The organism is Dietzia sp. B19 (assembly GCF_014145155.1).
GTDB lineage: Bacteria > Actinomycetota > Actinomycetes > Mycobacteriales > Mycobacteriaceae > Dietzia > Dietzia natronolimnaea.
The window spans coordinates 1-4,199 of the sequence record NZ_JAALED010000238.1 but is presented as its reverse complement, the minus strand read 5'-3'; the positions used below and the strand labels follow the sequence as shown (position 1 = coordinate 4,199).

The 4,199-nt window shown below is 69.7% G+C and carries 4 protein-coding genes; 3 read left to right on the top strand and 1 reads right to left on the bottom strand.

Going from position 1 to position 4,199, the window contains the following annotated elements:
- A partial coding sequence (locus G6020_RS07825) for a helix-turn-helix domain-containing protein (protein WP_182610238.1) occupies positions 1–239 on the bottom strand: 239 nt, incomplete at its 3' end.
- Between the two features lie 168 nt (positions 240–407).
- Between G6020_RS07825 and cysD the strand changes: the two genes are divergently transcribed.
- The 3 genes from cysD to G6020_RS07810 all read left to right on the top strand — a co-directional run bounded on the left by cysD (position 408) and on the right by G6020_RS07810 (position 4,178).
- Entirely contained in the window at positions 408–1,325 is a 918-nt protein-coding gene (cysD, locus tag G6020_RS07820) for a sulfate adenylyltransferase subunit CysD (RefSeq protein WP_095718176.1), read from the top strand.
- 86 nt (positions 1,326–1,411) lie between these two features.
- Positions 1,412–3,256 carry an adenylyl-sulfate kinase gene (cysC, locus tag G6020_RS07815; protein ID WP_179525976.1) on the top strand — a complete coding sequence of 615 codons (1,845 nt, stop codon included), beginning with the start codon at positions 1,412–1,414 and terminating at the stop codon, positions 3,254–3,256.
- A 4-nt stretch (positions 3,257–3,260) separates the two neighbouring features.
- Positions 3,261–4,178 (top strand): sulfite exporter TauE/SafE family protein, encoded by a 918-nt coding sequence (locus tag G6020_RS07810; RefSeq protein WP_179523230.1) that lies wholly within the window; start codon positions 3,261–3,263, stop codon positions 4,176–4,178.
- Positions 4,179–4,199 lie beyond the last annotated feature (21 nt).

The window sequence follows — 4,199 nt, the reverse complement described above, 5'->3', positions numbered from 1 at the left end:
CGGGCCAGGTCGACCTCGGCGGACAGCGACGCGGCGACCGAGCGCATCCGGGGCCCGGCGCGCCACCCGCCCTCGAGCTTCTCGGCCCACTGCTCGTCCTGCATCTCGGCGAGCACGGCGTGCAGGGTCGAGCGACTGGCCCCGGTGGCCCGGGCGATCTCGGCGAGGGGCAACGGCGGGCCCTCGATCGACAGCGCCTCGATCACGGAGAGTACACGGTGGGTGGGTTCGTGTCGCATATCCGACAGCCTATGTCGACATGCGGACGATCTGCCCGGGATTGCCGTCTCCGAGATGTAAATCGGGCCGCTCGGGGAGCACGATGGTCTCCGAGCCGGACCGCAGACAGACCTGTCTGCGGTCTGCTGTCCGGTCACGCCGGACGAGCCCACGACATTGGAGGTCGCATGACAGCGAGGACGGCGGTGACGCTCTCGCACCTCGACGCACTCGAGGCCGAGTCCGTCCACATCTTCCGCGAGGTAGCCGCGCAGTTCGAACGTCCGGGGATGCTGTTCTCCGGCGGCAAGGACTCCGTGGTGATGTTCCACCTGGCGCGCAAGGCGTTCTGGCCCGCGCCCATGCCGTTCCCGCTCATGCACGTCGACACCGGTCACAACTTCGACGAGGTCATCGAGTACCGGGACCGGGTGGTCGAGGAGACCGGGGTCCAGCTGCTCGTGTCGTACGTCCAGGACGACATCGACGCCGGCCGCGTGGTCGAGGAGACGGGCGTCGGCACCAGCCGTAACCGACTCCAGACCGCCGCCCTGCTGCGCGGCATCCAGGAGAACCGCTTCGACGCCGTGTTCGGCGGCGCCCGCCGCGACGAGGAGAAGGCCCGCGCCAAGGAGCGCGTCTTCTCCTTCCGTGACGCGTTCGGCGCCTGGGACCCGCGCGCACAGCGCCCCGAGCTGTGGAAGCTGTACAACGGCAACCACCGCAAGGGCGAGCACATCCGGGTGTTCCCGCTGTCCAACTGGACCGAGCTGGACATCTGGCAGTACATCGAGCGGGAGGACATCGACCTGCCGCCGATCTACTACGCGCACCAGCGCGAGGTGATCGAGCGCGACGGGATGCTCCTGGCCAAGACGCGGTTCCTCGAGACCCTCCCGGGCGAGGAGGCGCGCACCGAGCTCGTCCGTTTCCGCACCGTCGGCGACGCCACCTGCACCGGGTGTGTGGAGTCCGACGCCGCCGACAACGCCGCCGTCGTGGCCGAGGTCGCGGGGACCCGCGTCACCGAGCGCGGCGCCACCCGTGCCGACGACCGGATCTCCGAGGCCGGCATGGAAGACCGCAAGAAGGAAGGCTACTTCTGATGAGCTCCGCCACCACGGCATCGTCCGCGACCAGCGGGCCGACGCTCGCCACCGCCTCGACTCTCACCCCGGAGCAGTTGAGCACCATGTCCGAACACGCCCAGTTGCTGCGCATCGCCACGGCGGGGTCGGTCGACGACGGCAAGTCGACCCTCATCGGGCGCCTGCTCTACGACTCCAAGGGGATATTCGAGGACCAGCTCGCCTCGATCGAGGCCACCTCGGCCAAGCGCGGTGACGAGTACACCGACCTCGCGCTGCTCACCGACGGGCTGCGCTCCGAGCGCGAGCAGGGCATCACGATCGACGTGGCCTACCGCTACTTCTCGAGCCCGCGCCGCAAGTTCATCATCGCCGACACCCCGGGCCACGTGCAGTACACGCGCAACATGGTCACGGGCGCCTCGACGGCCGACGTGGCGATCATCCTGGTCGACGCCCGCAAGGGGGTGCTGGAGCAGACGCGCCGGCACGCGTTCCTCTCCGCGCTGCTGGGCATCCCGCGCCTGGTCGTGGCCGTCAACAAGATGGACCTGGTCGACTACGACGAGGCCACCTACGAGGCCATCCGCTCCGAGTTCACCGACTTCGCCGCCAAGCTCGAGGTCCACGACGTGACGTTCGTGCCGCTGTCCGCGCTCAAGGGCGACAACGTGGTCGACCGCACCGATTCGATGCCCTGGTACACGGGGCCGGCCCTGCTCGACCATCTCGAGAACGTGCACATCGCCTCGGACCGCAACCTGACCGACGTCCGGTTCCCGGTGCAGTACGTGATCCGCCCCCAGCGCGCCGACGGCCTGGACCACCGGTCCTTCGCCGGCACGGTCGCCGGGGGCATCATGAAGGTCGACGACGAGGTGGTGGTCATGCCGTCCGGTCGGCAGTCCACCATCAAGGCCATCTGGGGCCCGGGCGGCGCGGAACTGGACGAGGCGGCGGCACCGGCCGCGGTGACCATCGCACTCAACGACGAGATCGACATCGTCCGCGGTGAGATGATCGCCCGACCCGGCAACCGCCCGCACCAGGGCACGGAGCTGGAGGCCATGGTCTGCTGGTTCGCCGACGACTCCACGCTCACGCCCAACAAGCGGTACGTCGTCAAGCACACCACCCGCGACACCAAGGCGATCGTCACGGGCCTGGAGTACCGGCTCGACATCAACACCCTGCACCGCGACCCCGACTCCACCGAGCTGGGGCTCAACGAGATCGGCCGCATCGGCCTGCGCACGCAGACCCCGCTGATGTACGACCCGTACCGCCGTAACCGCGACACCGGCGCGTTCATCCTCGTGGACGAGCTCACCGGCAACACCGTGGGCGCGGGCATGATCATCGGCCCCGCCACCACCGGTTCCAACGTGGTGTGGCACGCCGGCGCCGTCCAGCGCGGAGACCGCGGGCAGGGTCGCACGCTGTGGCTCACGGGCCTGTCGGGCTCGGGCAAGTCCACGGTCGCCTCCGAGGTGGAGCGGCTGCTCATCGAGTCCGGGCACCCCGCCTACATCCTCGACGGCGACAATCTGCGGCACGGCCTCAACGCCGACCTCGGGTTCTCGGCCTCCGACCGGGCGGAGAACATCCGCCGCACCGCGGAGGTGGCGGCGCTGTTCGCCGACGCCGGCGTCGTCGTCATCTGTTCCCTCATCTCCCCGATGCGCGCCGACCGCGACAAGGCACGCAGCGTCCACGCCGCGGCCGACCTGCCCTTCACCGAGGTGTTCGTGGACACCCCGTTGGCCGAGTGCGAAGCACGTGACCCCAAGGGGCTCTACGCCAAGGCGCGGGCGGGAGAGATCCCCGAGTTCACCGGCGTGTCCGCGCCATACGAGCCGCCGCTGACCCCCGACCTGCACATCCGGCCGGAGGACGGCACCGCGGAAGAGGTGGCTCAGCGGATCGTCAGCTCGATCCTCGGGGTCTGACCCGGTGCCGGAGGCGCTCTGGACCTACGACTCGCTGGGTCTGCTGGTCGTCAGCGCGGTGATCGGCGTGGTCATAGGTCTGACGGGGATGGGCGGCGGGGCGTTGATGACGCCCGCGCTCATCCTCGTGGGGATCCCGCCCACCGCCGCCGTGGCCAACGATCTGGTGGTCAACGCGGTGAACAAGGTCATCGGGGCCGGCGTGCACTGGAAGCACGGCAAACCCAACCTGAAGATCGCGTTCTGGCTGATCCTGGGTTCGGTCCCGACGGCGTATCTGGGGGCCTGGCTGGTGCACGCGGTGGGAGCCGACGACGTCCAGGGGCTGCTGAAGAAGGCCATCGGCGGCACGCTCATCGTGGCGTCCTCCGCCTATTTCCTGCGCGCCTTCTTCGAGATGGCCGGCAAGATCCGTACGGGCAGCGACCCCAACCCGCCCGTCAAGCCGCTGATCACCCTGCTGGTCGGAGTCATCGGCGGGCTGATGGTGGGCATCACCTCGGTGGGTTCCGGCACGGTCATCATGATGTGCATCATGCTGCTGTACCCGACCCTGGCCGCGCTGCGGCTGGTGGGCACCGACCTCGTGCAGGCGGTCCCGCTGGTGATCGCGGCGGCGATCGGCCACGTGATGGTGACCGGCGTCGACTGGAACCTTCTGGTGCCCCTGCTGATCGGCGGGGCGATCGGGACGTACGTCGGGTCGAAGTTCGCCGGACGGGTGCCGCAGGGACTGATCCGGCGGGGCATCACCATCGTGTTGGCGGTCACCGCCTCGGCGATGCTCGGGGCCTCGCCTGCACTGATCGGCGCCATCGCGCTGGTGCTGGTGACGGTCGGGCCGCTGGTGTGGCGGGCGCTGGTGCGCAGGTATTCGGTGCACCTCGACGAGCCGCCCGCGCGCTCCCGGGCCCGCGTCTGACGACGCGCTCGCGGGCCCGCG

Excerpts from the sequence above, each read along its gene's own strand:
- cysC (WP_179525976.1), top strand. The coding sequence starts at position 1,412 with ATGTCCGAACACGCCCAGTTGCTGCGCATCGCCACGGCGGGGTCGGTC.
- cysD (WP_095718176.1), top strand. The coding sequence starts at position 408 with ATGACAGCGAGGACGGCGGTGACGCTCTCGCACCTCGACGCACTCGAG.